Consider the following 23942-nt stretch of genomic DNA (forward strand, 5'->3'; position numbering starts at 1 on the left):
GACCGGGGCAATGGACGAGGCCGGGGCCCGGCCGGTGTGCCGCGCGGCGGAGGGCCGGGACTGTGGTCCCCGCCGGTCCGGCTCGTGGCGCGCGGTGCCGCCTGTGCCGGCGAGGAGACCGGGGGAGGCAAGCGGGGAGGGCCGGCGGGGAGCCGGCCCGGTCCTCACTCGACGCCGATCAGCAGCAGCGAGGAGTGCTGCCGCCCTTCGTGCACCACCGTGTCCACGGCGAGATGACCGGCGCGCACCTGCTCCTCCAGCCGGTCCGCCAGCCCCCGCGGAGCGTGTTCGCCGACGATCAGCGTGACCAGCTCCCCGCCCGCGGCGAGCATCCGCTCCAGCACCTCCGCGGCCACCTCGGCGGCGTCGCGGCCGATGACGACGACATCGTCCTCCACGAGACCGAGCACGTCACCGGCCTCGCAGACCCCGGCCATCGTCCAGAACGGGCGGTCTGCGACGGTCACTCGGCCGTAGCGGGTCGCTCCGGCCGCATTGGTCATGGCGACGACGTCGTCGTCGAAGCGGCGCTCCGGATCGTGCACCGCCAGCGCGGCGATGCCCTGCACCTCGGCCCGGGTGGGAACGACCGAGACGCGCAGCCGCGGTGCGGCCGACCGCGCCCCGTCCGCGGCACGCGCGGCGGCCGCGTGGAGGTCGATGTCGTTCGGCAGCAGCACGACCTCGGCCGCGCCGGTCTCGCGTATGGCGGCCGCCAGGGGCTCCCCGTCCGGGCCTCCGAGGGCTTCCTTCGCCCGCACGACCCTCGCGCCTGCCTCCTCGCAGAGCCCGGCCAGGCCGTCCCCCCGGACGACGGCGACGACGGCGCGGCCCCGCGGGGCCGAACTGCCGGTGACAGCGCCGGATTCGGACTCGGCACCGGAACCGGCACGGGCACCGGAACCGGCTCCGGCACGGGCACCTGCGCCCGCACCGGAGTCGGTTTCGCCGGCCCCCGGGGCGCAGGGCCCGCCGCCCTCGCCCGCGGTGAGGCGGGTGATGCGGATGCGATGCGGGCGTCCCGCGCCGACACCCGCCTCCACAGCGGCACCGGCGTCGTCGACGTGCACGTGCACGCTCCACAGCCCGTCCCCGCCGCCGACCACGAGCGAGTCGCCGAGCCCGTCGAGGCGTTCGCGCAGGGCGGCCACCGCGGCCGCATCGGCGTCCAGGAGGTACATCACCTCGTACGCGCCGCCGCCTCCACCGGGTTGTGCGGGCCCCGCGGCCGAAGTGCCGCCGTCCACGGGGGCGTTGAACGCGGTGTACGCCCGGCGCCTGCGCGAGGCGGCCTCCGGCTCCGGATCCCCGAGGGCGTCGGCCAGCGCACCGAGCACCGCGACAAGGCCGCTGCCGCCGGCGTCCACGACTCCGGCGCGGCGCAGCACGTCGAGCTGCCCGGTGGTCTGCGCCAGCGCCTCGCGGGAGCCTTCGTACGCGGCGCGGGCCACCTCCGCGGCACCCGTGCCGTGCCGGCCGGCCGCGTGCGCCGCGGCGTCGGCCGCCGCCCGCGCGACGCTGAGCATCGTGCCCTCCACGGGGTGTGCGACGGCCTCGTACGCCGAGTCCGCCGCCCGTGCCAGTGCCTCGGCCAACAACCGTGCCTCTCCCGGGACTTCGGCCGCCCCCTCCGTCGCGGCTCCTGCCGGGGCGTCGGCCGGAGCGTCGGCCGGGTCGGAGGCACCGGTGCCTGCCGAAGCTCCGGCGGCCCCGTACGCCTCCGCCATGCCGCGCAGCAACTGCGCCAGGATCGTGCCGGAGTTGCCGCACGCGCCGAGCAGCGCGCCCCGGGACAGCACGCGGAGGGCGGGCGCGGCCTGGTCGCCGCCGTCCCATTCGGCATCCAGGGCCTGCGCCGCGGCCTGGAGGGTCCGCCGCAGGTTGGTGCCGGTGTCGCCGTCCGCCACGGGGAAGACGTTGATCGCGTCGATCTCCTCGCACGCCTCACCGACCGCCTCCAGCGCGAAGGCCGTCCATGCCCGTATCACCGTGGAGTCGAACGGCTGCGGCACGTGAGGACCTCCTCTGGGGACCGGAGACCGGGGCGGTCTCCGTGCGGTCGGTTTCCGGTCTGCTTCCCGTATGCCCATACTCCGCGGCGAGCTGCCGCACAGGGCCGGATCCGGCAAGGACGACGGGGTTCCGAAGGCTAGATCAGAGCACCGGCGGCGCGCGCAACAGAACCGGCCTGCGGGCGGAGGAGGGGGCGCCCGGCGGAGAGGCCCCCCGATCCGACAGCCGATCCGATGGCCGGCGAGGGCCGGCGCGAGGGTCAGGCGTGCGCCCTCGCAGGCCTCACGGGCTGGTTTCGCCGTTCATGAGCAGGCGTTGTATGCTGCTCCGGTTGCCTGATGAGTATCGGGCGTCATGACCTCCCTGGCAGTGCCGGTCGATCACTGTGCCTGCGTCGCCGGGATTTTCCGTACATGCATCTGAAGTCTTTGGAGTGACCCGTGGCTGCCAACTGCGACGTCTGCGGCAAGGGGCCGGGCTTCGGCAACAGCATCTCCCACTCGCACCGCCGCACCCCGCGCCGCTGGAACCCGAACATCCAGCGCGTGCGTGCAGTGGTCAACGGGACGCCGAAGCGCCTCAACGCCTGCACCTCGTGCATCAAGGCCGGCAAGGTCTCGCGCTGACTCTCCCCCTGGGCCTGTAGGTATCCTCCCGCGCCGCCCGGCGCAGGGAAGGGCCCGGGTGGTGCTTCAGCAGTGCGGCCACCAGCCGGTTGCTTTCCGGAGCCGGTCCGTCGTCACGACGGGCCGGCTTCTCGCATGCCGAGGGCCGCTCCGAATGCTCCGCCGGCACCGCGACGATCCCTCGGCGCGCGACGAAAGCCTGAGCGGCAGCGGCACCCGCGCCGCGTGAACGGGGCGGGCCGGGCAGCCGGTTCCGGCAGCTCCCCACCGTCACAGTCAGCTCCCGCGCAGCCGCCAGCCGTGGTCCACGGGCCCCAGCCCCGCACCGAGCGCGAACCCCGCCGCGATCGCGCCCGTGACGTACTCCTTCGCCTCCCTCGCCGCATCCGGCACGGTCAGACCGCGTGCCAGTCCCGCCGCGAGTGCGCTGGCGAGGGTGCACCCGGTGCCGTGGGTGTGGCGGTTGTCGTGGCGCGGAGCCCGCAGCCAGTGCTCCTCGTGGCCGTCGGTGAGCAGGTCGACGGCTTCCCCGCCGCCGGTGCCCGCCCCGTCACGAGCCAGGTGCCCGCCCTTGACCAGTGCCCAGCGCGGCCCGTACGACAGCACGGCTGCGGCTGCCTCGCGCAGCCCCGCTTCGTCCGTGACGCGCACGCCCGTCAGCTGTGCGACCTCGTCGAGGTTGGGGGTGGCCACGGTCGCCGTCGGCAGGAGCTTGGTGCGTACGGAATCCAGCGCCTCCTGCGCGAGCAGCGGGTCGCCGTGCTTGGAGACGCCGACAGGGTCGACGACGACCGGTTCGCTCAGCCCGGACAGCAGCCCGGCCACGGTCTCGACCAGTTCCGCCGAGGCGAGCATTCCGGTCTTCGCCGCCTGGACGCCGATGTCGTCCACGACGCTGCGGAACTGCGCACGCACCGACTCGGCCGGCAGTTCCCAGTAGCCCTGCACACCCACGGAGTTCTGCGCCGTGACGGCGGCGACGACGCTCATTCCGTGAGTCCCGAGAGCCAGCATCGTCTTGAGGTCGGCCTGGATGCCCGCGCCGCCTCCCGAGTCGGAACCGGCGATCGTCAGCACTCGGGGCGGCGCGGAGTGGGCGGGTGTCGTCTCCATGTGCACAAACGTAGCCGGGCGTCCCGGACGGGCACGAGGGGCCGCGGCCACGGGCATCCCGGCCGGCCCCGGTCCGCCCGTGCCGGTCTCAGCTCCCGTCGCTGTCGCTCCCCGCGGCGAAGTGGTCCCAGCCGCCCGACCGCTCCCACGGTCTGCCGTCCACGGTCACACGGGGCGGCGTGCCGGGCGCGAGCACCCGGCCGATCTTGCGCCAGCGCGCCGGAAGTTTCGCGGTGGAGGGGAACGTCGCCACGAGAGCGTGATCCTCGCCGCCGGTGAGCACCCAGTGCAGCGGATCGACGCCCACCGCCTGACCGATGTCGGACATCTGCGCGGGCACGTCGAGGTCCGCCGAGCGCAGATCGATGCGTACGTTGCTGGACTCGGCGATGTGCCCGAGGTCGGCCACGAGTCCGTCGCTGACGTCCGTCATCGCCGTGGCGCCGAGCTCCGCCGCGGCCGGTCCCGCGTGGTACGGCGGTTCGGGCCGCCGGTGCGCCTCGACGAAGGCGCGGGGCGAGCGGAAGCCGCGCGAGAGCACGGCGTGGCCCGCCGCCGACCAGCCCAGCCAGCCCGTGACGGCCACGGTGTCGCCGGGACGCGCCCCGGACCTGGTGACCGGCTTCCTGTTGCGCAGGTCGCCGAGGGCGGTGATTGAGACGGTGATCGTCGCGCCGCGCACGACGTCACCGCCCACAACGGCCGCCGATGCGACCTGTGCCTCGTCACGGATGCCGTCCATGAGCTCCATGGGCCAGTTCGCGGGGAGTTCGGCGGGGACGACGAGACCGAGGAGCAGCGACGTCGGCACGGCCCCCATCGCGGCGATGTCGGCCAGGTTCTCGGCGACGGCCTTGCGTCCCACGTCGTACGCCGTGGACCAGTCACGCCGGAAGTGCCGCCCCTCGAGGAGGATGTCGGTCGTGGCGACGACTCTGCGGTCGGGCGCGGAGACCACCGCCGCGTCGTCGCCCGGACCGATCTGCACGGCCGGCGTGGTGTTCAGCCGGGACGTCAACTCCCGGATCAGGCCGAACTCTCCGAGCTCCCCGACGGTGCCGGGCGTCCGCGGCCGGCCCCCGCGGTACTCCCCGCTCAGATGCATCGCTGCGCCCTTTCGCCTGTCTCCCGCTGCCCGGCCCACGTCCGGCCGGTCTCCGGCTGCAGGAGCGTCAATCCGCTGTCACCGGCTGTGCTGCAGGTCTCCCGCGCGGTTGTGGCGACGCGGTACCGTGGCGATCCCGCTCCACCCATGATCCTCGTAGCCGCCCTGGAGGTTCCGTGGTACAGGCGTACATCCTGATCCAGACCGAGGTCGGCAAGGCATCGACCGTCGCCGAGGTCATCACGAAGCTTCCCGGGATTCTTCAGGCGGAGGACGTGACCGGCCCGTACGACGTCATCGTGCGCGCGCAGTCCGACTCCGTCGACGAGCTCGGACGCATGGTCGTGGCCAAGATCCAGAAAGTGGACGGCATCACACGCACCCTGACCTGTCCGATCGTTCATCTCTAGCTCCCCCGTATGCTCGCCCGGTGAGCACTTCCTTCCGCCGGGCCTCCTGCGCCGCCACCGTAGCCGCCGCACTCGTGGCAGCCGCCGGGTGCACGGGCGGGGACGCGAGTGGCCCGACGCCGCCCAGCCCCTCCGGCGAGGCCGCCGGCGCATGCCGGTCGCTGCACGACCGGCTGCCGAAGCGTGTGGACGGGCAGCAGCGGATCACGCTCGATCCCGCCTCGAAGTACACCGCGGCGTGGGGCGATCCGGCCATCGAGATGCGCTGTGGTGTGCCGCGCCCCGAGAAGCTCTCGCCCGGTAGTGAACATTACAACCCCACCGCGGAGGCGGCGGAAGTCAACGGGGTCTCCTGGCTGCTCGAACAGCGCGACGGCGGCTACCGCTTCACGACCACCGACCGTGCCGCGAACGTCGAGTTGAGCGTTCCCGAGGACTACGCGCCGGAGATCAGCGCGCTGCCCGATCTCGCGAAGGCGATACGCGCCTCGGTGCCGAAGCGCTCCTGACTGCCGCCGCCGCACGCCGGGCGCGCGCTCCCCGGCCCGCTACCGCAGGCCCGTCTCGCGCGTCAGAGCCGCCTGGATGAGCCGGTCCACGAGCTCCGCGTAGCTCACGCCGCTCTTCTGCCACATCCGCGGGTACATGGAGATCGGCGTGAATCCCGGCATCGTGTTGATCTCGTTGATGACGAACTCGCCGCCGTCCGTGAGGAAGAAGTCCGCACGGACGAGGCCCTCGCATGAGGTCGCCTCGAAGGCCAGGACCGCCAGCTCCTGAACGCGTGCGGTCTGCTCGGGCGTGAGCGGCGCGGGCACGATGCCGGAGGCGGAGTCGATGTACTTGGCCTCGAAGTCGTAGAAGTCGTGCGCGCTCACGGGCGGGATCTCGGCGGGGACGCTCGCCCTGGGGCCGTCCTCGAACTCCAGCACCCCGCACTCGATCTCGCGTCCGCTGAGCAGCGATTCGACGATCACCTTCGGGTCGTGACGCTGCGCCTCGGCCACGGCCTCGTCCAGGCCTCCGAGGTCGTCGACCTTCGTGATGCCCATCGACGAACCGCCCCGGGCCGGCTTCACGAACAGCGGCCACCCGTGTTCGCCTGCCAGGTCCACGATCCGCTTGCGGGCCGAGCCCGGGTCCGTCCGCCACTCGCGGGGACGGATCGTCACGTACGGGCCGACGGGGAGCCCGAAGGAGGCGAAGACGCGCTTCATGTACTCCTTGTCCATGCCGACCGCCGAGGCGAGCACGCCCGCACCGACGTAGGGCACCCCGGAGAGCTCCAGCAGCCCCTGGAGGGTGCCGTCCTCGCCGTAAGGACCGTGCAGCACCGGGAAGACGACGTCGACCTCGCCCAGCGCCTTCGGTACGGAACCGGGCTCCTGGTACGTCACCTCGCGGTTGCCCGGTTCGACGGGCAGCAGGACCCCGCCGGGCTGTGCGTCGGCCAGTTCCGCCACGCTGGGCAGCTTGCGGTTCTCGATCGCCATCCGCTCGGGCTCGTCGGCGGTCAGCGCCCAGTGACCGTCGGAGGTGATGCCGATGGGCAGCACCTCGTACTTGTCGCGGTCGATCGCACCGAGGACGGCGCCCGCCGTGACGACGGAGATCGCGTGCTCGGAGCTTCGGCCGCCGAAGACGACGGCGACGCGGGGCTTGCGTGAAGGGCTCTGGCTGCTCATATCGCGTCGACTGTACCGCCTGGGCCCACACGCGTCAGGGTCCGCGCCTCCGCGTCGTCACCGGCTCCGCGCACCGCGCAGGCGGCAGCGGAGGCCGCGGCGGACGACGAGCCCCGGCAGCCCAACTGCCGGGCAGCCGCGGCGATTACGGCCTCGCCGCTCGTCGGTGGTCGGGGCGCGCACCAGACGGCCCCTGCCGGTCAGACACGTTCCGCCTTCGCGCTGCGTGACATGAGTTCCTTCAGGGCCACCAGGGGCGGCTTGCCGTCGTGGACGATGCCGACCACGGTCTCGGTCAGAGGCATCTCCACGCCGTGCATACGGGCCAGTTCACGTACGGACTCGCACGATTTGACACCTTCCGCGGTCTGCCGTGTCACCGCGATCGTCTCCTCGAGCGTCATGCCGCGGCCCAGGTTGGTGCCGAACGTGTGGTTGCGGGAGAGCGGCGAGGAGCACGTGGCCACCAGGTCGCCCATGCCGGCCAGGCCCGCGAAGGTGTGCGCGTCGGCGCCCATCGCCAGCCCGAGCCGTGTGGTTTCGGCGAGACCGCGGGTGATCAGTGAGGCCTTGGCGTTGTCACCGAGTTCCATGCCGTCGGCGATGCCGACCGCCAGCGCGATCACGTTCTTGACCGCTCCGCCGAGTTCACAGCCGACGACGTCGGTATTGGTGTACGGACGGAAGTACGGAGTGTGACAGGCGGCCTGCAGCCGCTGCGCCACGGAAGCGTCCGTGCAGGCGACGACCGAGGCGGCCGGACGTCGCGCGGCGATCTCCTTCGCCAGGTTGGGCCCGGTCAGTACGGCCACCCGTGAGCGTTCGACCTCCGCGACCTCCTCGATGACCTCGCTCATCCGCTTCGCGGTGCGCAGTTCGACGCCCTTCATGAGGGATACGAGCACCGTGTCCTCGTGCAGCAGCGGCGCCCAGCCGGCGAGGTTGCCGCGCAGCGTCTGGGACGGCACGGCGAGCACGGTGAACTCGGCGCCCTCCGCCGCCTCCGCCGGGTCTGTGGTGGCGCGCACCGACGCGGGAAGTTCGACGTCGGGAAGGTAGTCGGGGTTCATGCGACGGGTGTTGACCGCCTCGGCGAGCTCCGCTCTCCTCCCCCAGAGGGTCACCTCGCAGCCCGCGTCGGCGAGCACCATCGCGAAGGCGGTGCCCCAGGAACCGGTGCCGAATACGGCGGCTTTCGTCACGCGTTCTCTCCCCCGGCGCCGCCCGGGGACGCCGTGTCGTGCTGTGCCGGTTCCGCCTGCTGGGGAACCTGGTCCTGCGGCTGTTGTTCGGTTGCGCGGTGGTCGTAGCGCTCGGCGGGCGCGGGCTCGCCGCGGACTTCGGAAAGCAGTGCGGTGATCTCGTCCATGATGCGGTCCGTGACCTCGCGGAGCACAGCGGCGGTCGGTTCCGCGTCGTAGAACTCCGAGAGATCGATGGGCGGTCCGGCCTGCACGATCAGGGTCTTGCGCGGAAAGAGCTTGATCTCGCCACGCTTGGGATAGGGAGGCACGGCGAGATTCGCCCCCCACTGCGCAACGGGAATGACAGGTGCCCGCGTTTCCAGAGCCACGCGTGCGGCACCGGTCTTGCCCTTCATCGGCCACATGCCGGGAGCACGTGTGAGGGTGCCCTCCGGGTAGAACGCGACGCATTCCCCCTTGTTGATGGCGTCCACGGCCGCGCGGAAGGCCCCCATGGCGTCCTTGGACTCACGGAAGACGGGGATCTGGCCCGTGCCGCGCATGGCAGCTCCCACGAATCCGCTCCGGAAGAGACTGACCTTCGCGAGAAACCTCGGGACCCTTCCGGTGTTGTACTGGAAGTGGGCATAGGAAAGCGGGTCCACAACAGAGTTGTGATTCACGACGGTGATAAAACCGCCCTTTTCCGGAATATGCTCCATTCCGCGCCAGTCTCGCTTGAAGAAGAACAAGAGCGGCGGTTTCACCAAAACCGCGGCAAGGCGGTACCAGAAGCCGATTCTGCGGCGGGACACCCGGACACCATCTCCTCTTGCCTGTTCGAACAGCCACGTGGTCCCGGCGGGCGGCAGGGCACGGCCTGCCGCAGAGAACGGGCGCGGGACCCTCGGCACCGCGGGCGTGGGCCTGACCGGCGCGCCCGGCGTGCGTTCACCCCGGCGCGCGAGGGGCAAGTCTCACCCCGTTACCCCCGCCGTGTCGAGCGCACGGCCCGCCTGCTCTGCCCCGCCACCGTAGCCGGGCGCCTGACGGGCTCTTCGGGCGGCGGGTGAGAATGAAGGGGTGCAGCCACATGTGACGCCCGTCGCGTGGACCCTCGTGGTGCCGTTGAAGCCGCTGATACGGGCCAAGAGCAGGCTCGCCGCGACAGCGGGCGGCCCGGGCCGTGCCCGGCTCGCCCTGGCCTTCGCACAGGACACGGTGAGCGCCGGTCTGACCTGCGGGGCGGTGCGGGATGTGGCAGTTGTCACCGACGACCGCGGTGCGGCACGGGAACTGGCCGCGCTCGGCGCACGCATCGTGCGGGACGCTCCGTCCGCCGGTCTCAACCCCGCGCTGGCACACGGCGCCGCAGAGGTGCGTGCGCGGCGGCCCGACGCCCCCGTCGCGGCCCTGAACGCCGATCTGCCCGCGCTGCGCCCCGAAGAGCTTGCCCGGGTGCTCACCTTCGCCGCGCGCTCGCCTCGCGCGTTCCTCGCCGATGCCGACGGTACGGGCACCACGCTGCTCTCGGCGCTTCCGGGCCATGCGCTCGGCCCGCACTTCGGCCCCGCCTCCCGCGCACGGCACCGGGCTTCGGGTGCGCAGGAGATCGTTCTCGCGCAGGTGGACAGCGTCCGCCGGGACGTGGACACGGCCGCCGACCTGGTGGCAGCCCGGGCGCTGGGACTGGGCCCGTTCACGGCGAGGGCCTGCCGCGAGCGGACCCCGTGCGACGGCGCCGGAGCCGCGCCCGTCAACAGCGGTCCGTGACCCTCCAGGCCCCGTCCGGCCGGACGGGGCCTAGGCTTCGCTGCATGCAGGCCACTTCGTACACCTACGACCCCGTGACGCGCACGGGCAGCGTTCTGCTCGACGACGGAACGCCGCTCCCCTTCGACGCCGCCGCCTTCGACGCGGGGGGCCTGCGCCTGCTGCGGCCGGGGCAGCGCCTGCGCATCGAGGTCGAGGGCAGCGGGGACGACCGGAGAGTCACCTTCGTGACGCTCCAGACCCTTTGAGCGCTCGCGCGACCCGGCCGGCCTCTTCCGGGTAGGCACGGGACTTCCCCGAGCCGGGAGGACCCTCGCGGCATGCGATCGCGGCAACCGCCGTGCCGGCCGCACCGGGCGGGCTCCTGCGCAGGGCCGAGAGCCCCTGAAACGCCCGCCGGGCCGGACTCCGGCGGGAGTCCGGCCCGGCGCTGCGGGGCGTGATGTGCGTTGCGTGGTACGGGCTGTTCAGCGCTTGCGTGCTGTGGCCCTCTTGGCGGCCGTCTTGCGCGCGGCGGTACGGCGGCCGGGGGCCTTCCTCGCAGGTGCCTTCTTGGCGGTGGCCTTCTTGGCCGAGGACTTCTTCGCGGTGGTCTTCTTCGCCGCCGCCTTCTTCGCGGTGGTCTTCTTCGCCGCCGCCTTCTTGGTGGCGGCCTTCTTCGCCGCCGTCTTCTTCGCGGGCATCCGCTTCGCGGTCGTCCTGACGGCGGCGGCCTTCTTGGCGGCTCCGCGCTTCGCGGCGGTCTTCTTCGCGCCCGCGCGCTTGGCCGCCGCCTTCTTCGCGGAAGTGCCGCCCATCAGGCTGCCCTTCGGGGCCTTCTTCACGGCGACGTCGTTCTTCGGAAGCTTCTTCGCCCCGCTGACCAGTTCCTTGAAGCCGGCACCGGCGCGGAAGCGCGGCACCGAGGTCTTGCGGACACGCACGCGCTCGCCGGTCTGCGGGTTACGGGCGTATCTGGCGGGCCGGTCCACCTTCTCGAAGGAGCCGAACCCGGTGACCGAGACCCGCTCCCCTGCCACAACGGAACGGACGATCGCGTCCAGTACGACATCGACCGCTTCCGAGGCCTGCTGCCGTCCACCGAGCCTGTCCTGGATTGCTTCGACGAGCTGCGCCTTGTTCACGTCTTCCCCTTCGGAACTATTGCAGGAACGAATGTGTTCAAGCTTTTTCGCACGCTAGGCAGATATATACCTCGAATCAAACATGAAACGGGCGAATCACCCTTGTGCCGCAACGAACTCGCCCTTCATCGAGTTCCGTCAGCGCGCTTGCCTGCCTGTTCCTCGGGGAAGCGTCCCTCGTCGATATCCGTCATGAGACGGTCCACGCGCCGCTCCGCGTCGGCGAGATCGTGCTTCGAGGCCGCGGTGATGACGAGCAGCTTTCGCTGCAGCGCCACCCGTACGCCCTCGGGGACTTGCAGTGTGCGCACTCGTGTGTGCGCCTCCTTCAAGCGGGCGGCGAGCCGGTCGTAGAGATCGAGTTGACCGTCGCGTTCCATGCACCGATTGTGCCATCTGCGGTGAGTTGTCGCATACCGTCTCCCCAACGCACTCGCGCCCCACGCGGCGGAGGCGTGGGGCGCGGGCTGTGATGCGGTTGTGGGCCGTGCGGAGCGTGGGCGCTCAGATGCGCGTCACACTTGCTGCGTAAGGGGTTTGAACGAGGGGCGCCGCGATTCGTAGTCGGCGATGGCGGCCTCGTTCTTCAGGGTGAGGCTGATGTCGTCCAGCCCTTCGAGCAGCCGCCAGCGGGCGTTCTCGTCGAGTTCGAAGGCGGACTCGATCCCCGGTGCGACGATCTTGCGCTCGACGAGATCGACGGTGACCTCCGCCTGCGGGTCGGACTCGGCGAGCCGCCACAGCGCCTCGACGGTCTCGCGCGGCTGCACGACCGTGAGCAGGCCGTTCTTCAGGGAGTTGCCGCGGAAGATGTCCGCGAAGCGCGGCGAGACGACGACCTTGAAGCCGTAGTTCTGGAGCGCCCAGACGGCGTGCTCGCGGGAGGAGCCGGTGCCGAAGTCCTCACCGGCGACGAGCACCGTGCCGCCCTTGTACGCCTCCTGGTTGAGCACGAAGTCGTCCTGCTTGCGCCACGCCTCGAAGAGCCCGTCCTCGAAGCCGTCGCGGGTGACCTTCTTCAGCCAGTGCGCGGGGATGATCTGGTCGGTGTCGACGTTGCTGCGGCGCAGCGGTACGAGCCGCCCGGTGTGTGTCGTGAAGGCTTCCATGGTGTTCCGTCTCCTCAGACGCCGGCGGGCACTCGTACGTCGGTCAGGTCGGCGGGCGAGGCCAGGCGCCCCAGCACCGCCGTCGCCGCGGCGACCTGCGGCGAGACCAGGTGCGTGCGGCCGCCCTTGCCCTGCCTGCCCTCGAAGTTGCGGTTCGAGGTGGAGGCGGCGCGCTCGCCCGGCTTGAGCTGGTCGGGGTTCATGCCCAGGCACATCGAGCATCCCGCGTGCCGCCATTCGGCCCCGGCCTCCGTGAAGATCTTGTCCAGGCCCTCCTCGACGGCCTGGAGTGCGACGCGTACGGAGCCGGGCACGACCAGCATCCTGGTCCCGTCGGCGACCTGCCGCCCCTGGAGGACGGCCGCGGCCGAACGCAGGTCCTCGATACGGCCGTTGGTGCACGAGCCGACGAAGACGGTGTCCACGCCGACCTCGCGCAGCGGCTGCCCGGCAGTCAGCCCCATGTACTCCAGCGCCTTCTCGGCTGCCAGCCTGGCGCCCTCGTCCTCGAACGAGGCCGGGTCCGGCACGGAATCCGACAGCGGTGCACCCTGGCCCGGGTTCGTTCCCCAGGTCACGAACGGGGCCAACTCCCCGCCCTCGATGACGACCTCGTGGTCGAAGACCGCGTCGTCGTCGGTGCGCAGCGTCTTCCAGTACTCGACGGCGGCGTCCCAGTCGGCGCCCTGCGGCGCGTGCTCCCGGCCCCGGACGTACTCGACGGTGGTGTCGTCGGGGGCGATCATCCCGGCGCGGGCGCCGGCCTCGATGGACATGTTGCAGATGGTCATCCGCGCTTCCATCGACAGCTTCTCGATGGCCTCGCCGCGGTATTCGATGACGTAGCCCTGGCCGCCGCCCGTGCCGATCCTGGCGATGATCGCGAGGATGAGGTCCTTCGCCGTGACGTCCTCGGGGAGTTCGCCGTTGACGGTGACCGCCATCGTGCGGAACGGCGCCATCGGCAGCGTCTGGGTCGCCAGTACGTGTTCGACCTGGCTGGTGCCGATGCCGAAGGCCAGGGCGCCGAACGCGCCGTGCGTGGAGGTGTGCGAGTCGCCGCAGACCACGGTCGTTCCCGGCTGGGTCAGGCCGAGCTGCGGCCCGACCACGTGCACGACGCCCTGCTCGACGTCGCCCAGGGGGTGCAGCCGTACGCCGAAGTCCGCGCAGTTCTTGCGCAGCGTCTCCAGCTGCGTGCGTGAGACGGGGTCGGCGATGGGCTTGTCGATGTCGATGGTGGGGGTGTTGTGGTCCTCGGTCGCGATGGTGAGGTCGGTGCGGCGCACACGCCGGCCGTTCTTGCGAAGACCGTCGAAGGCCTGCGGGCTGGTCACCTCGTGCAGCAGGTGCAGGTCGATGAAGAGCAGGTCCGGCTCGCCTTCGGCGCGCGTGACGACGTGGTCGTCCCAGACCTTCTCCGCGAGTGTCCGTCCCATCGCTTTCCCTCCGGCCGGCCGCGTCGCCGGCCCACATCTCGAGATCCATTGGCTCACCACGGCCGCAGGGGCCCTGCCGGTCCTTGGTGTGCTCCGCCACTCCAGGGTGGCGGGTGGCGCCGGAAAAGGAACTTGCGTTTCATACTCTGAGACGCGAGTATCGACGCATGGACAACTCTAGCGGTGTCGGCGTTCTCGACAAGGCGGCCCTGGTACTGAGCGCCCTGGAGTCCGGTCCGGCCACCCTCGCCGGGCTGGTCGGGGCGACCGGCCTGGCACGTCCGACGGCACACCGGCTCGCGGTGGCCCTGGAGCACCACCGCCTGGTCGCCCGGGACATACAGGGGCGCTTCATCCTCGGCCCGCGCCTGGGCGAACTCGCCGCCGCGGCGGGCGAGGACCGCCTTCTCGCCTCCGCCGGGCCCGTACTCACGCACCTTCGCGACGTGACGGGCGAGAGCGCACAGCTCTACCGGCGCCAGGGCGACATGCGCATCTGCGTCGCCGCCGCGGAGCGGCTGTCCGGATTGCGGGACACCGTCCCGGTCGGCTCGACGCTGCCGATGAAGGCGGGTTCGGCGGCACAGATCCTGATGGCCTGGGAGGAGCCGGAGCGTCTGCACCGCGGCCTCCAGGGAGCACGCTTCACGGCGACGGCGCTCTCGGGCGTACGGCGCAGGGGCTGGGCACAGTCCGTGGGCGAACGCGAACCCGGCGTGGCCTCCGTCTCGGCACCTGTGCGGGGTCCGTCCAACCGCGTCGTAGCCGCCGTCTCCGTCTCCGGGCCGATCGAGCGGCTGACCCGGCATCCCGGCCGTATGCACGCACAGGCGATCGTCGACGCCGCGGCACGGCTGAGCGAGTCCCTGCGCAGGACGACGGGCTGAGCGGCGGCACTCGCTCCCGAGGCCGCACGCCCCCGTGAACGGCAGACGCCGGTCACGCCCCGCCCTCCCGCGTCAGGCCTCGGTCCGGCCGGACGCCATCCGCTCCGCAGCGCGCTCTCCGCGGCTGCCCACCGGTTCGGTTCCGTGCGCCGAACCGAGCCCGTGGGGCGGCATGTTCGCGTAGATCGACTCGTGACGGCCCGCCGGGACGGCGTACGTCTCGTGCCAGATCCCCACGGCCGCACTGCCGTTGCGTGCCTTGCGGTTGTACGCCGCCCACGCCGGCCGGTGTTCCTTGTCCGCCGCCGACGCGTACGCGAACAGCTTCTCCTTGGACTCCCAGTACTGCACCACGCTGATGTCGCGGAGACCGCCGAGCTGAACCCTGAAGCCCAGCAGGCCACTTGAGGGATCCTTCGAGAGCTCCTTCAGCATCCGCGGCATCGCCGTGAACACGGGCAGCCAACTGCGCAGCGCCCGCAGCTTGTTGATCCGCATCCCGATCAGGAACACGACGACGTCGCCACGGGCCGCGGCCGTCATCCGCCCCTCCGGCACCTTCCCTGCCATGGCACACACTCCCTCCGTTATTGGATAGCTTCACTATCCACTATAGGATAGTGCCGCTCTCCAACCGGAAGCGCAAGCGGGAAACGACAACTCGACGGGACGGGACGCGATGCGTCTGGCGGAACTGAGCGAACGCAGCGGGATCAGCACCGCGACGGTCAAGTACTACCTGCGCGAGGGGCTGCTCCCGCCGGGCCGCCGCGTCTCGGCGACGCACGCCGAGTACGAGGAGACCCACCTGCGGCGGCTCGGCCTCATCCGGGCCCTCACCCAGGTCGGCCGGCTCCCCGTTGCGACCGCCCGCGAAGTGCTGGCATGCGTCGACGACACCTCCCTGGACCAGCACAGCCGCATCGGGGCCGCCGTGTGGGCGCTCCCCCACGGGGACCGGCCCGCACCGGACGACCCGGAGGCCGACGGCGCGGAGCGCACCGCCCAGGCCCTGCTCAAGGAGCTCGACTGGGAGTTCTCGCAGTCCGCCGGGCCCGCGTCCCCCGCGTACCGGATGCTGGTCGGCGCGATCGCGGCGCTGCGGCGCCTCGGCTACCCGTGCGGGCAGGAGAACCTGCTGCCGTACGCCCGGGCGGCCGCGCAGGTGGCCAGCCGCGACCTGGATCTCGTGGCCGGCATCGACGACGCGGAGGAGCAGATCGAGGCCGCCGTGGCCTGCACCGTGCTCTACGAACCGGTGCTGCTCAGCCTGCGGCGGCTCGCGGAGGCGGAGGAGTCCAACAGGCGCTTCAGTGAGGAGGGTTGAAGGCGCTGGGAACGAAGGCCGGTAACGAAAGAAGCCCTCCGCTTTCCGCGGAGGGCTTCTTTTCGATCGAGTACCCCCGACCGGATTCGAACCGGCGCTACCGCCTTGAGAGGGCGGCGTGCTAGGCCGCTACACAACGGGGGCCCCTGCCTGACCGGTACTGAGCACCGGCCCGTACCCCCGACCGGATTCGAACCGGCGCTACCGCCTTGAGAGGGCGGCGTGCTAGGCCGCTACACAACGGGGGCCTCGATCTTGTGAATTGCGCCTGTGAACTGCGTCGATACAAGATCGCGCTGGGCTACCAGGACTCGAACCTAGACTAACTGAACCAGAATCAGTCGTGCTGCCAATTACACCATAGCCCACCAAAACGCAACCCCCGACCGCAATACACAGCGGGGATTTTGTCCGGGTGACCGCCTTCCGGTCGGGCCTCGCGGCCTCGCCCCGTTCGGCGACAGGAAGAACAGTACCCGATCGACGACGGCGCTCCAAAACGGGTTCCGTCCGGCTACAGGCGAGTCAGGAACGCCTGCCAGGAGCGGCCGGGGAGGCAGAGGACCGGGCCGTTGCCCATCCGCTTGGAGTCCCGGACGTGGACGGCCGCGGGGGCGGCCGCGACCTCGACGCAGGCGCCACCGCTGGAGTCGCTGTAGCTGCTCTTGCGCCACTCGACGGCTACCTCGACGCAGTCGCCGCCTCCAGGATCGCTATAGCTGCTCTTGTGCCACACCAGCTCACTCATAGCTCACCCGCCAACTGCTCGATCAGAATGAGGGATCCCTCCGGACAAAGGGCTTGCGACCTGATCATGGCACAACGCCGAGCCAGTACTCCTACTTCGTCTGGCTTCGAGACAAGAGTGCTCTTGCCGTTGTTCTCCATGTAGACCAGTCGTTCGCACTCCGCAGTCTCGACCAGCTTCATCGGGCCGTGCAATCCCGCGTGCAGAGCCATTGTCGTCGGCATCACCTGGACGGTGATGTTGGGACGCTGAGCGCACGAAAGCAGGTGCTCGTATTGCCTCTTCATCGTGTCTGCTGTCCCGACCTGTCTGCGCAGCGCCGCCTCGTCGAGGACGACATCCACCACGCACACCGGCTTGCGCTCCAGCAGCACGGCTCGCTCCAGCCGAGCGGTTGTCAGAGGCTCGATCTCTTCCTCGGCGATGGGCGGGAATCCACAGCGCAGCAACTCCCGCGCGTAGTCCTCGGCCTGGAGCAGCCCGTCGATTACGTGTGTACACCACGACATGACGCTGAGGGCGTCCTGCTCCAGCTGCACGAACCCCTGGAAGTACTCCGGATACCGCTCCAGCCTCACGTACTTGCTCGCGGCGCGGAGGACGCCGCCCGCACCCAGTGCCTGTTCGGCCGCTTCGATGAACTCGTCCGTTGCCGGCTTGGCGCCCGTCTCCACCGCACTCACCGCCGCGCCCGTGTAATTCATGCGCGCGCCGAGTTCGTTCTGGGAGAGACCGGCCGAGGTGCGCAGCAGGCGCAGCACCTCCGCGAAGTACTGGGCGGCCGGAGAGGCCACCTTCTTGCCCTGGGTCATCGTCGCGCCCCCACGCCTTCAACTCGGTTCAACGCGGCTCAACTTCCGGGGCCCGAAGGTCGCCGGAGACCGCCGTCGACATGCGATCACTACCGAACGTAGTCGAGTGGGGTGACCCTGGTCACATGAACTCGGAAAGTGATGAGACGGCCCCGGTGCTCGCTTCGCTCGTCTGGTGGCGGAGGTTCCCGTCCACCTCCTCCACCGTCACGGTCGCCCGGCGCGCGACGCGTACGGCGCTGACCGGCTGGGGCCTGGACGGTGACGCCGTCTCCGACGCGGCGCTCGTCGTGTCGGAGTTGGTGACCAACGCCGTGCGGCACGGTCATGTACGGGGCCGCCTTGTCGAGTTGCGGCTCGTGTACGACCTGGAGAAGACCGTGACGGTCGAGGTCTCCGACGCGGGTGACGGGCAGCCGCCGCCAACTGCCGGTCGTGCGGCAGACGTTGCTCTTGCCGAGTCGGGGCGCGGGCTCGCGCTCGTCGCGGCGTTCGCGGATGCGTGGGGCGTACAGGAGCGCGTTGTCGGCAAGACGGTGTGGGCTCGCCTGCTGGTCGATCCACGCCCTTCACATGGAGTCAACACACGTTGACTTTCCGTTTGCCCTTGGATCGAGGCACCAGCAAGATCGATCCCGGAAACCCGAAAAACCGTGCATATGACTGCACAGACCCTGGGTCCGCGTCGCCAGACGCGGCCCCGGACGGCTGCCGGCTACTCAGTCGAGGAGGTCCGCCTGCGACGGCCGACATGGAACGCATGCCGTGTGAGAAGACTCCGGGCGCTGTCCGCAACGCACTTGAGCGTCGGCCCGACTGGCTGATGGGGTTCACCCGGGTCTTCATGTGCGCTGCTGGGGAGTTCGACCAGAAGGCGATGGACGAAGCGGTTGAACGTTGGTATCCGGCCGCCTGCGCCTGCGCCACCCCCGGTTACATGGACGAACTCGAGGAGACTGTACGGCGAATCAATGCGGGCGAAACCGACGGCATGGTCTTCTGGGACGCCGACGGCAACGGATACGACTGGGACAACAACCTGGTCGCCCGTCGCGAGGCGGGGCGTTGAGCACCTGCGGAATCGTCGCCGAAGCCGCCAGCGGGCGGAACCCTCCGACCCCGCGCCCGCCGGACGCTCCCTCCCCGTTCACTCCGGACGCCGTGCGGCGACGCTCTTCTCGAACCAGTGGTGCGCGTACGGCTCGTCGTTGAAGGCGGGGACCTCCTCGAAGCCGAAGGAGCGGTAGAGGCCGATCGCGGCGGTCAGCGCCTTGTTGGTGTCCAGGCGCAGCGTGGCGGAGCCGTGCCGGGCGGCGCGCGTCTCCAGTTCGGTCAGGAAGCGGCGGGCCAGGCCGAGGCCGCGGGCCCGGGGGGCGACCCACATGCGCTTGATCTCGGCCGGGGCACCGGCGGGCAGCTTCAGGCCGGCGCAGCCGACGGCCTCACCCTGGAGCCGGGCGACGAGGAACAGGCCGCTCGGGGGCCGGAGTTCACCCGCGTCGGGCAGCAGGCTCCGTGCCGGGTCGAAGCCGGTGTAGAAGCGCTCCTGGAGCTCCGTGAAGTAGCCCTGCAGGCAGTGCCGGGCGTCGGGGTGGTCCGGGTCGACGGTGTCCAGGGTGACCGTTCCGGCGGTCAGCAGCCGGTCGACCTCGGCCATGGCCGCGACCAGGCGTGCACGCTGGGCGCTGTTGAGCGGCTCCAGCATGGAGCCGGCCAGTTCGTCGCTGCGGCCGTCCAGCACGGCGCGTTCCGCGCGGCCGGTGCCGGTGAGCCGGACGGTGCGCACCCGCCTGTCCCGGGGGTGCGGCTCCACCGTCACCAGCCCGGCGGCCTCCAGGGAGCGCAGGAGCCGGCTGATGTAGCCGGAGTCGAGGCCGAGGCGCTCGCGAAGCCGCCGTACGTCCTGCCCCTGCTCGCCGATCTCCCAGAGCAGCCGGGCCTCGCCGACGGGCCTGTCGCGGCCCAGGTAGTGGTCGCAGAGCACGCCCACGCGTTCGGTGACGGTGCGGTTGAACCGCCGCACCTGGTCGATCTGCACATCAGCCATTCTCTGACTCTAGTCAGAGAATGCGCACAGGACCAGGGGCGGCGCCCGTAACACCTCACATCGCGGGAGTTCAGCCCTCCTGCCGGGCCGCCACCTTCTCCAGCGCCGCATCCACGCGGGCCAGCGTGCGCTCGCGGCCCAGGACTTCGAGGGACTCGAAGAGCGGCAGGCCCACCGTGCGGCCCGTGACCGCGACACGCACCGGAGCCTGGGCCTTGCCGAGCTTGAGGCCGTGCTCCTCGCCCGCCGCCAGCACCGCGTCCTTGAGGGCCTCGGCCTTCCAGTCGGCGCCGGATAGCTTCGTACGGGCGGTGCGCAGCACGTCCTCTGCGCCGGGCTTCATCGCCTTCGTCCAGGACGCCTCGTCCTCCACGGGCTCGTCCAGGAAGAGGAAGTCGACGTTGGCGGTGATGTCGGACAGGACCGTCAGCCGCGTCTGGGCGAGGGGGGCCAGCTCCTCGAAGGCGGCCCTGTCGAACGACTCCTCGCGCCACGGAGCGTAGGGGGCGTGCAGCCAGGGCTCGCAGGCCGCGACGAAGTCCCCGGGCGGCATCTCACGCAGGTGCGTGGCGTTGATGGCCTCGCACTTCTTCAGGTCGAAGCGGGCCGGGTTGGCGTTGACTTCGGAGATCTCGAAGGCGGCGATCATCTCGTCGAGCGAGAAGATGTCGCGGTCCTCGGCGATCGACCAGCCCAGCAGCGCAAGGTAGTTGAGCAGCCCCTGCGGCAGGAACCCGCGCTCGCGGTAGAGGTTGAGGGAGGCCTGCGGGTCGCGCTTGGAGAGCTTCTTGTTGCCCTCGCCCATCACGTACGGGAGATGACCGAAGGCGGGAATCGTGCCGGCGCCGACGCCGAGCTGCGCGAGGGCCCGGTAGAGGGCGATCTGGCGGGGGGTGGAGGAGAGCAGGTCCTCGCCGCGCAGCACGTGCGTGATCTCCATCAGCGCGTCGTCGACGGGGTTGACCAGCGTGTAGAGCGGCGCTCCGTTGGCGCGGACGATGCCGTAGTCCGTCACGTTCTCCGGTGCGAACGTCAGCTCACCGCGGACCAGGTCGGTGAAGGTGATCGGCTCGTCCGGCATGCGGAAGCGGACGATGTGCGTGCGTCCTTCGGCCTCGTACGCGGCGATCTGCTCCGCGGTCAGCTCGCGGCACTTGCCGTCGTAGCCGGAGGGCCTGCCGGCCTTGCGGGCGGCCTCGCGGCGCACCTCCAGCTCCTCGGCGGTGCAGTAGCACGGGTAGGCGAAGCCCTCCCCCTGGAGCCTTGCCGCGATGTCGGCGTAGATCTCGGTGCGCTGCGACTGACGGTACGGGCCGTGCGGGCCTCCCCCTGGGCCTGCGGCCCGGGCGGTACCCCCAGGGCCCCCGGAGGCGGCGTCGAACGCCGTGGGTCCCTCGTCCCAGTCGAGGCCGAGCCAGCGCATGGAGTCCAGCAGCTGCTCGTAGGACTCCTCCGTGTCGCGGGCGGCGTCGGTGTCCTCGATGCGGAAGACGAGCGTGCCGCCGTGGTGCCGGGCGAACGCCCAGTTGAACAGGGCGGTCCGGATCAGGCCGACGTGGGGGTTGCCCGTCGGTGAGGGGCAGAACCGTACGCGTACGTCCTTCGTGACGGCCGTGGACGGGGATGCGGGCGCGGTCGCCTCAGTCACGCTTGACCACCTTGTTGGTGAGAGTGCCGATGCCTTCGATGGTGACGGCGACCTCGTCGCCGACGACGAGCGGGCCGACGCCCGCCGGGGTTCCGGTCAGGATGACGTCGCCCGGCAGCAGCGTCATGGCCTCCGTGATGTGGACGACCAGGTCCTCGACGGAGCGGACCATCTCGCTCGTGCGGCCGAGCTGGCGCTGCTCTCCGTTGACGGTGCACATCACGCCGAGGTCGGAGGCGTCCAGCTCGGTCTCGACCCACGGGCCGAGCGGGCAGGAGGTGTCGAAGCCCTTGGCCCGGGCCCACTGCGACTCGGTGCGCTGGATGTCGCGGGCGGTGATGTCGTTGCCGCAGGTGTAGCCGAGGATCACGTCCTTGACGCGCTCACGGGGCACGTCCTTGCACAACCGGCCGATGACGACGGCAAGTTCGGCCTCGTAGTGCACCTCGGACGAGAAGGACGGATAGGTCACCGGGTCGTGCGGGCCGCACACGGATGTGGACGGCTTGAAGAAGACGACCGGGGAGTCGGGGACCTCGTTGCCCAACTCCTTGGCGTGCTCGGCATAGTTGCGGCCGACGGCGACGACCTTGTTGGGCAGCACGGGCGGCAGCAGCCGGACCTTGTCCAGGGGGATCTTCTGGCCCGAGCGCTCGAACTCCGCGAAGGGGTGGCCCTTGATGATGTCGAGCACGGGGCCGCCTTCGGTCTGCGCGTCCCCTTCCACGACACCGAAGGCGACGTTGCCGTCGAGGGAGAATCTTGCGATGCGCACGGGTTCGGGCTGCCCTTCTGACGTGGCCGGACGGGGTGACGACCGTGGCCGGACGGGGTGACGACGCTCCAGCGTATTCCACGCGGCCGGGTGGGCCTCGCCCCCACCCTCCCGCTGCCGCTTCGCCGACCCGGGCTCGGCCGCACGGGCACGCTATGGCAGGGGCGGCTGCGGCGGCGGGCGATGGTGGCTCGCGGGCACCCTCACCGGCGCACCGGGTGCGCGTGCGGTCCCGTGCGGCCGGGAGACGGGCGCGAAGGTGCAGACGACGAGAGCCGGACCACAGGTCCGGCTCTTCGTCGTGCGGAGCGGCCTCGGCCGCCCCCGGGTGCCTAACGCAGTCGTGCCATCAGCGCGTGCTCGACCAGCGTGATCAGCGCGCTCTTCGCGTCCGCGCGGTGACGGGCGTCCGTGGTGATGATCGGGGCGTCGGGCCCGATCTGAAGGGCCTCGCGCACCTCCTCCGGCGTGTAGGGCTGATGCCCGTCGAAGCCGTTCAGCGCGATCACGAACGGAAGGCCGGAGTTCTCGAAGTAGTCCACTGCGGGAAAGCAGTCCGCGAGACGGCGCGTGTCGACGAGGACGACGGCACCGATCGCACCGCGCACCAGGTCGTCCCACATGAACCAGAAGCGGTCCTGCCCGGGTGTACCGAAGAGGTACAGGATCAGGTCCTGGTCCAGGGTGATGCGGCCGAAGTCCATGGCCACCGTGGTGGTGGTCTTGTCCGCGGTGTGCGACAGGTCGTCGATACCCGCCGACGCCGAAGTCATCACGGCCTCGGTGCGCAGCGGATTGATCTCCGACACGGCACCGACGAACGTCGTCTTGCCCACACCGAATCCGCCAGCAACCACGATCTTCGCGGAAGTGGTGGAACGGGCAGCAGCGCCGCCGCTAGAGCTTCCGAAGTCCACTGAGCACCCTTTCGAGCAGTGTCACGTCTGGCTGGCCGTCGGAGTCGGTGTCGTCGCCGCCTGGCTGGTGGATGGCGACAAGACCCGCTTCGGCCAGGTCGGCGACGAGGATACGGGCGACGCCGAGGGGAATGGTGAGAAGTGCGGAGATCTCAGCTACCGATTTGATCTCGTAACACAGGCGGCAGATCCGCTGGTGCTCGGGCAACTGCCCCTGCAGCCTGGCGGGTTCGGCCGAGGTGTGCACCAGCGCCTCGATGGCGAGCTGGTAGCGGGGACGGGTCCGTCCACCCGTCATGGCATACGGGCGCACCAGCGGCTGCTGCTCGCTGCGGCCACCCTGGTAGGCCTGGTCCTTGCGCGGCTGCGGCTGCACCGGCTGGATGCGGGGCGGCGGCGCCTGTTCGAACTGGCGCCGCTCGAACTCGCGGTCGTAGCGCGACGAGTCGTACGCCCCTTCCTCGTACCGCGAGGTCTGGCGGCGTCGCGGGCCCGGCGGTGGCTGGGCCGGCCCCTGCATCTCGTCGCCGGGCTGCCCGCCGGCGGCATGCCTGCTGGGCGCGGAGGGGAAGTTGAAGCGCTTGAGGGGCTCGTTCTCGCCATGACCGCTGCCGTACGAGGACGGACCGCCTGGGGGCAATGTCATGTTTCCTCCTCCGACTCACGGATGTGCGGGCCACATTGTTCCGTCCTGCTTCAGCACCACCTTCAGCGGCACCGCACTCAACGCACCTTATGGCGCCTGGGCGCAACGCGCACTGCCTGTCTGCCGGTTGGGAACTAGTTCAGCAGGCTTCCTTGCAGTTCAGCGCGGAGGTCGGGTGTGAGAACCGTGCCTGCGCGGTCGACGAGAAGTGCCATTTCGTAGCCGACAAGTCCGATGTCGGCCTCGGGATGTGCGAGAACTGCGAGCGCCGAGCCGTCGGAGATGGACATGATGAAGAGAAATCCTCGCTCCATCTCCACAACCGTCTGATTGACGCTGCCGCCCTCGAAGATGCGGGAGGCTCCGGCGGTGAGTGAGGTAAGCCCGGACGCGACTGCCGCCAGCTGGTCGGCGCGGTCACGCGGGAAGCCCTCGGACATCGCGAGCAGAAGTCCGTCCGCAGAGACCACCACTGTGTGGGAAACACCCGGGGTGCTGTCCACGAAGTTGGTGATCAACCAGTTCAGGTTCTGCGCCGCCTGGCTCATCGGGCT

28 protein-coding genes and 3 tRNA genes are annotated in these 23942 nt (G+C 70.7%); 9 read left to right on the forward strand and 22 right to left on the reverse strand.

What is annotated here, in order from left to right:
- Nucleotides 1–164: 164 nt before the first annotated feature.
- Nucleotides 165–2090: a DAK2 domain-containing protein gene (locus H180DRAFT_RS13925; RefSeq protein ID WP_107097652.1), complete on the reverse strand. Its 1926-nt coding sequence runs from the start codon at nt 2088–2090 to the stop codon at nt 165–167.
- Nucleotides 2091–2453: 363 nt separating this feature from the next.
- Here H180DRAFT_RS13925 and rpmB point away from each other — a divergent pair, with 363 nt between their 5' ends.
- A complete protein-coding gene (gene rpmB, locus H180DRAFT_RS13930; protein WP_028435377.1) occupies nt 2454–2639 on the forward strand; it encodes a 50S ribosomal protein L28 in 186 nt (61 codons plus the stop codon).
- Nucleotides 2640–2915: 276 nt separating this feature from the next.
- On the opposite strand, the gene thiD is transcribed toward rpmB, so the two are convergent.
- Complete coding sequence (gene thiD, locus H180DRAFT_RS13935) at nt 2916–3752, reverse strand: bifunctional hydroxymethylpyrimidine kinase/phosphomethylpyrimidine kinase (RefSeq protein WP_055486369.1); 837 nt, start codon at nt 3750–3752, stop codon at nt 2916–2918.
- A gap of 88 nt (nt 3753–3840) precedes the next feature.
- Nucleotides 3841–4857 carry a thiamine-phosphate kinase gene (locus tag H180DRAFT_RS13940; protein ID WP_055486370.1) on the reverse strand — a complete coding sequence of 339 codons (1017 nt, stop codon included), beginning with the start codon at nt 4855–4857 and terminating at the stop codon, nt 3841–3843.
- Between the two features lie 176 nt (nt 4858–5033).
- Between H180DRAFT_RS13940 and H180DRAFT_RS13945 the strand changes: the two genes are divergently transcribed.
- Together H180DRAFT_RS13945 and H180DRAFT_RS13950 are read left to right on the forward strand one after the other, a co-directional pair.
- A complete protein-coding gene (locus H180DRAFT_RS13945) occupies nt 5034–5267 on the forward strand; it encodes an Lrp/AsnC family transcriptional regulator (protein WP_055486371.1) in 234 nt (77 codons plus the stop codon).
- 20 nt (nt 5268–5287) lie between these two features.
- Nucleotides 5288–5776, forward strand: a complete 489-nt coding sequence (locus tag H180DRAFT_RS13950; protein ID WP_055486372.1) for a DUF3515 domain-containing protein — start codon at nt 5288–5290, stop codon at nt 5774–5776.
- Between the two features lie 39 nt (nt 5777–5815).
- Here H180DRAFT_RS13950 and H180DRAFT_RS13955 read toward each other — a convergent pair whose 3' ends face one another.
- From H180DRAFT_RS13955 to H180DRAFT_RS13965, 3 genes are all read right to left on the reverse strand, one after another.
- Nucleotides 5816–6952, reverse strand: a complete 1137-nt coding sequence (locus tag H180DRAFT_RS13955; RefSeq protein ID WP_055486373.1) for a D-alanine--D-alanine ligase family protein — start codon at nt 6950–6952, stop codon at nt 5816–5818.
- Nucleotides 6953–7152: 200 nt separating this feature from the next.
- A complete protein-coding gene (locus H180DRAFT_RS13960) occupies nt 7153–8154 on the reverse strand; it encodes an NAD(P)H-dependent glycerol-3-phosphate dehydrogenase (protein WP_074466806.1) in 1002 nt (333 codons plus the stop codon).
- Nucleotides 8151–8951 (reverse strand): lysophospholipid acyltransferase family protein, encoded by an 801-nt coding sequence (locus tag H180DRAFT_RS13965; protein WP_055486374.1) that lies wholly within the window; start codon nt 8949–8951, stop codon nt 8151–8153. The genes H180DRAFT_RS13960 and H180DRAFT_RS13965 overlap by 4 nt, the downstream gene beginning before the upstream one ends.
- A gap of 268 nt (nt 8952–9219) precedes the next feature.
- Here H180DRAFT_RS13965 and cofC point away from each other — a divergent pair, with 268 nt between their 5' ends.
- Nucleotides 9220–9909: a 2-phospho-L-lactate guanylyltransferase gene (gene cofC / locus H180DRAFT_RS13970; RefSeq protein ID WP_074466807.1), complete on the forward strand. Its 690-nt coding sequence runs from the start codon at nt 9220–9222 to the stop codon at nt 9907–9909.
- 44 nt (nt 9910–9953) lie between these two features.
- Complete coding sequence (locus tag H180DRAFT_RS13975; RefSeq protein WP_055486376.1) at nt 9954–10157, forward strand: hypothetical protein; 204 nt, start codon at nt 9954–9956, stop codon at nt 10155–10157.
- Between the two features lie 219 nt (nt 10158–10376).
- Here the strand turns inward: H180DRAFT_RS13975 and H180DRAFT_RS13980 are convergent, their stop codons facing one another.
- The 4 genes from H180DRAFT_RS13980 to leuC form a co-directional block, all read right to left on the reverse strand.
- Complete coding sequence (locus H180DRAFT_RS13980; protein ID WP_055486377.1) at nt 10377–11033, reverse strand: HU family DNA-binding protein; 657 nt, start codon at nt 11031–11033, stop codon at nt 10377–10379.
- 125 nt (nt 11034–11158) lie between these two features.
- Nucleotides 11159–11413, reverse strand: a complete 255-nt coding sequence (locus tag H180DRAFT_RS13985) for an SCO5555 family protein (protein ID WP_028435369.1) — start codon at nt 11411–11413, stop codon at nt 11159–11161.
- 135 nt (nt 11414–11548) lie between these two features.
- On the reverse strand, nt 11549–12142 hold the full coding sequence (leuD, locus tag H180DRAFT_RS13990) for a 3-isopropylmalate dehydratase small subunit (RefSeq protein ID WP_055486378.1): 594 nt from the start codon (nt 12140–12142) through the stop codon (nt 11549–11551).
- A 14-nt stretch (nt 12143–12156) separates the two neighbouring features.
- Nucleotides 12157–13581: a 3-isopropylmalate dehydratase large subunit gene (gene leuC, locus H180DRAFT_RS13995; protein WP_055486379.1), complete on the reverse strand. Its 1425-nt coding sequence runs from the start codon at nt 13579–13581 to the stop codon at nt 12157–12159.
- A gap of 167 nt (nt 13582–13748) precedes the next feature.
- Here leuC and ndgR point away from each other — a divergent pair, with 167 nt between their 5' ends.
- Entirely contained in the window at nt 13749–14468 is a 720-nt protein-coding gene (gene ndgR / locus H180DRAFT_RS14000; protein WP_028435366.1) for an IclR family transcriptional regulator NdgR, read from the forward strand.
- Between the two features lie 72 nt (nt 14469–14540).
- Here ndgR and H180DRAFT_RS14005 read toward each other — a convergent pair whose 3' ends face one another.
- Complete coding sequence (locus tag H180DRAFT_RS14005; protein ID WP_055486380.1) at nt 14541–15038, reverse strand: DUF4188 domain-containing protein; 498 nt, start codon at nt 15036–15038, stop codon at nt 14541–14543.
- Between the two features lie 109 nt (nt 15039–15147).
- Between H180DRAFT_RS14005 and H180DRAFT_RS14010 the strand changes: the two genes are divergently transcribed.
- Nucleotides 15148–15795: a MerR family transcriptional regulator gene (locus H180DRAFT_RS14010; RefSeq protein WP_055486381.1), complete on the forward strand. Its 648-nt coding sequence runs from the start codon at nt 15148–15150 to the stop codon at nt 15793–15795.
- 71 nt (nt 15796–15866) lie between these two features.
- On the opposite strand, the gene H180DRAFT_RS14015 is transcribed toward H180DRAFT_RS14010, so the two are convergent.
- From H180DRAFT_RS14015 to H180DRAFT_RS14035, 5 genes are all read right to left on the reverse strand, one after another.
- A tRNA-Glu gene (locus H180DRAFT_RS14015) sits at nt 15867–15939 on the reverse strand.
- A 31-nt stretch (nt 15940–15970) separates the two neighbouring features.
- A tRNA-Glu gene (locus H180DRAFT_RS14020) sits at nt 15971–16043 on the reverse strand.
- A gap of 48 nt (nt 16044–16091) precedes the next feature.
- Nucleotides 16092–16163: transfer RNA gene (locus tag H180DRAFT_RS14025), tRNA-Gln, on the reverse strand.
- Between the two features lie 146 nt (nt 16164–16309).
- On the reverse strand, nt 16310–16543 hold the full coding sequence (locus H180DRAFT_RS14030; RefSeq protein ID WP_055486382.1) for a DUF397 domain-containing protein: 234 nt from the start codon (nt 16541–16543) through the stop codon (nt 16310–16312).
- Nucleotides 16540–17355, reverse strand: coding sequence for a helix-turn-helix domain-containing protein (locus tag H180DRAFT_RS14035; protein WP_055486383.1), 816 nt, complete (start codon nt 17353–17355; stop codon nt 16540–16542). The genes H180DRAFT_RS14030 and H180DRAFT_RS14035 overlap by 4 nt, the downstream gene beginning before the upstream one ends.
- A 125-nt stretch (nt 17356–17480) precedes the next feature.
- On the opposite strand from H180DRAFT_RS14035, the gene H180DRAFT_RS14040 reads away from it, so the two are divergent.
- Together H180DRAFT_RS14040 and H180DRAFT_RS14045 are read left to right on the forward strand one after the other, a co-directional pair.
- Nucleotides 17481–17948: an ATP-binding protein gene (locus tag H180DRAFT_RS14040; RefSeq protein ID WP_074466808.1), complete on the forward strand. Its 468-nt coding sequence runs from the start codon at nt 17481–17483 to the stop codon at nt 17946–17948.
- Between the two features lie 167 nt (nt 17949–18115).
- Entirely contained in the window at nt 18116–18424 is a 309-nt protein-coding gene (locus H180DRAFT_RS14045) for a hypothetical protein (protein WP_254666022.1), read from the forward strand.
- A 78-nt stretch (nt 18425–18502) separates the two neighbouring features.
- On the opposite strand, the gene H180DRAFT_RS14050 is transcribed toward H180DRAFT_RS14045, so the two are convergent.
- The 6 genes from H180DRAFT_RS14050 to H180DRAFT_RS14075 form a co-directional block, all read right to left on the reverse strand.
- A complete protein-coding gene (locus H180DRAFT_RS14050) occupies nt 18503–19402 on the reverse strand; it encodes a bifunctional helix-turn-helix transcriptional regulator/GNAT family N-acetyltransferase (RefSeq protein WP_055486386.1) in 900 nt (299 codons plus the stop codon).
- Nucleotides 19403–19472: 70 nt separating this feature from the next.
- Nucleotides 19473–21050: a glutamate--tRNA ligase gene (gene gltX / locus H180DRAFT_RS14055; protein ID WP_055486387.1), complete on the reverse strand. Its 1578-nt coding sequence runs from the start codon at nt 21048–21050 to the stop codon at nt 19473–19475.
- Nucleotides 21043–21825, reverse strand: coding sequence for a fumarylacetoacetate hydrolase family protein (locus H180DRAFT_RS14060; RefSeq protein ID WP_055486388.1), 783 nt, complete (start codon nt 21823–21825; stop codon nt 21043–21045). Before H180DRAFT_RS14060 ends, gltX begins: the two co-directional genes overlap by 8 nt.
- Nucleotides 21826–22157: 332 nt before the next feature.
- Nucleotides 22158–22742, reverse strand: coding sequence for a GTP-binding protein (locus H180DRAFT_RS14065; protein ID WP_028435360.1), 585 nt, complete (start codon nt 22740–22742; stop codon nt 22158–22160).
- Nucleotides 22723–23388: a DUF742 domain-containing protein gene (locus H180DRAFT_RS14070; RefSeq protein WP_055486389.1), complete on the reverse strand. Its 666-nt coding sequence runs from the start codon at nt 23386–23388 to the stop codon at nt 22723–22725. Before H180DRAFT_RS14070 ends, H180DRAFT_RS14065 begins: the two co-directional genes overlap by 20 nt.
- 134 nt (nt 23389–23522) lie before the next feature.
- On the reverse strand, nt 23523–23936 hold the full coding sequence (locus H180DRAFT_RS14075; RefSeq protein ID WP_037975732.1) for a roadblock/LC7 domain-containing protein: 414 nt from the start codon (nt 23934–23936) through the stop codon (nt 23523–23525).
- Nucleotides 23937–23942 lie beyond the last annotated feature (6 nt).

Source organism: Streptomyces sp. WMMB 322 (genome assembly GCF_900090145.1).
GTDB lineage: Bacteria > Actinomycetota > Actinomycetes > Streptomycetales > Streptomycetaceae > Streptomyces.

Coding starts and splice junctions, on each gene's coding strand:
- H180DRAFT_RS13985 (WP_028435369.1), bottom strand. CDS start 11,413: ATGGAACGCGACGGTCAACTCGATCTCTACGACCGGCTCGCCGCCCGC.
- leuD (WP_055486378.1), bottom strand. CDS start 12,142: ATGGAAGCCTTCACGACACACACCGGGCGGCTCGTACCGCTGCGCCGC.
- leuC (WP_055486379.1), bottom strand. CDS start 13,581: ATGGGACGGACACTCGCGGAGAAGGTCTGGGACGACCACGTCGTCACG.
- H180DRAFT_RS14075 (WP_037975732.1), bottom strand. CDS start 23,936: ATGAGCCAGGCGGCGCAGAACCTGAACTGGTTGATCACCAACTTCGTG.
- H180DRAFT_RS13975 (WP_055486376.1), top strand. CDS start 9,954: ATGCAGGCCACTTCGTACACCTACGACCCCGTGACGCGCACGGGCAGC.
- H180DRAFT_RS13925 (WP_107097652.1), bottom strand. CDS start 2,090: ATGGGCATACGGGAAGCAGACCGGAAACCGACCGCACGGAGACCGCCC.
- H180DRAFT_RS14005 (WP_055486380.1), bottom strand. CDS start 15,038: ATGGCAGGGAAGGTGCCGGAGGGGCGGATGACGGCCGCGGCCCGTGGC.
- H180DRAFT_RS14030 (WP_055486382.1), bottom strand. CDS start 16,543: ATGAGTGAGCTGGTGTGGCACAAGAGCAGCTATAGCGATCCTGGAGGC.
- H180DRAFT_RS13940 (WP_055486370.1), bottom strand. CDS start 4,857: ATGCATCTGAGCGGGGAGTACCGCGGGGGCCGGCCGCGGACGCCCGGC.
- H180DRAFT_RS14010 (WP_055486381.1), top strand. CDS start 15,148: ATGCGTCTGGCGGAACTGAGCGAACGCAGCGGGATCAGCACCGCGACG.
- H180DRAFT_RS14070 (WP_055486389.1), bottom strand. CDS start 23,388: ATGACATTGCCCCCAGGCGGTCCGTCCTCGTACGGCAGCGGTCATGGC.
- H180DRAFT_RS14050 (WP_055486386.1), bottom strand. CDS start 19,402: ATGGCTGATGTGCAGATCGACCAGGTGCGGCGGTTCAACCGCACCGTC.
- H180DRAFT_RS14035 (WP_055486383.1), bottom strand. CDS start 17,355: ATGACCCAGGGCAAGAAGGTGGCCTCTCCGGCCGCCCAGTACTTCGCG.
- H180DRAFT_RS14045 (WP_254666022.1), top strand. CDS start 18,116: ATGCCGTGTGAGAAGACTCCGGGCGCTGTCCGCAACGCACTTGAGCGT.
- H180DRAFT_RS14040 (WP_074466808.1), top strand. CDS start 17,481: ATGAACTCGGAAAGTGATGAGACGGCCCCGGTGCTCGCTTCGCTCGTC.
- ndgR (WP_028435366.1), top strand. CDS start 13,749: ATGGACAACTCTAGCGGTGTCGGCGTTCTCGACAAGGCGGCCCTGGTA.
- H180DRAFT_RS13955 (WP_055486373.1), bottom strand. CDS start 6,952: ATGAGCAGCCAGAGCCCTTCACGCAAGCCCCGCGTCGCCGTCGTCTTC.
- thiD (WP_055486369.1), bottom strand. CDS start 3,752: ATGGAGACGACACCCGCCCACTCCGCGCCGCCCCGAGTGCTGACGATC.